Below are 1,081 nucleotides of genomic sequence, written 5' to 3'. Positions count from 1 at the left end.
GAGGTAACCAATAGGGGTTATAGGTGACCAGGATAGCAAGGAAAGATGGAAAAGAGGTAACCAATAGGGGTTATAGGTGACCAGAACAGCAAGAAAGATGGAAAAGTGGTAACCAATGGAGGTTATAGGTGACCAGAACAGCAAGGGAAATAGAAAAAGTGGTCACCAATGGAGACCACTGGTGACTGGAACTATGAAATGTGTTTTTTTCTGTAAAAAAACCAGCATTGGTTTAACAGCTTGATTTGGTATCGGTCCTTCTCGTAGAAAGCTCTTTTCATTTGGTTTTGAAACCAAGTCGGCATAGTTAACCCTCCCGAAAAGTAGATCATTATAGGTATATACAATATATGCTATAATAGGTTGTCACGTTCGCTTTTATGTAAGGAGGTATAGGAAATGGAGGATAAAGAACTACAAAAATTAGTTGAAAAGGTCTCGATTGAATCTTTTGGTAAGCCTTTTAGACATAAAGCCTCCTTTAATAGCAGGCTGCGTTCAACGGGGGGAAGATATCTACTTGGGACTCACGATATCGATATTAATAAAAAATACTTAGACCAGCTGGGCTTAAACGAACTAATCGGGATTATTAAACATGAACTCTGCCATTACCATCTCCATTTAGAAGGTAAAGGATATCAGCACCGTGATCCAGATTTTAAAATGTTATTAAAAAAAGTAGGCGCACCGAGATTTTGTAGTCCGCTACTAGACAAATCTAAGAAACGCATCTCCAATAAAATCCACCTTTATGAATGTACAAAATGCCATCAGCAATATAAAAGAAAACGAAGCATTAATACAAGTCGATATGTGTGTGGAAAGTGTAGAGGTAAGCTTATAAAGGTAAAAGAGTTACATGAGGAATAAGGAAATATCTTGCAACTTATTTTATCGAAAAATCGTATTGACTTTATAATACAACGTCATTATAATGTAAAGAGTCGACAAGGTCATTGTCCTTGTTTGGTAACTTATTTAATAATTAAGTTAATATTATTCCGCAGTAGCTCAGTGGTAGAGCTATCGGCTGTTAACCGATCGGTCGTAGGTTCGAGTCCTACCTGCGGAGCCATTT

Annotated in this window: 2 protein-coding genes and 1 tRNA gene; 2 read left to right on the top strand and 1 reads right to left on the bottom strand. The window is 37.4% G+C overall.

Annotated elements, in window-relative coordinates; all coding sequences use genetic code 11:
- Positions 1-191: 191 nt before the first annotated feature.
- Positions 192-305, bottom strand: a complete 114-nt coding sequence (gene cmpA / locus TR08_RS32100) for a cortex morphogenetic protein CmpA (RefSeq protein WP_095251326.1) — start codon at positions 303-305, stop codon at positions 192-194.
- A 94-nt stretch (positions 306-399) separates the two neighbouring features.
- On the opposite strand from cmpA, the gene TR08_RS19030 reads away from it, so the two are divergent.
- Together TR08_RS19030 and TR08_RS19025 are read left to right on the top strand one after the other, a co-directional pair.
- Positions 400-873, top strand: coding sequence for a SprT family protein (locus TR08_RS19030; RefSeq protein ID WP_045520912.1), 474 nt, complete (start codon positions 400-402; stop codon positions 871-873).
- 130 nt (positions 874-1,003) lie between these two features.
- Positions 1,004-1,078: transfer RNA gene (locus TR08_RS19025), tRNA-Asn, on the top strand.
- Positions 1,079-1,081 lie beyond the last annotated feature (3 nt).

The sequence above is a fragment of the Neobacillus niacini genome (assembly GCF_000759675.1).
Lineage (GTDB): Bacteria > Bacillota > Bacilli > Bacillales > Cytobacillaceae > Neobacillus > Neobacillus niacini_A.
This window is presented reverse-complemented; position numbering and strand designations above follow the sequence as displayed.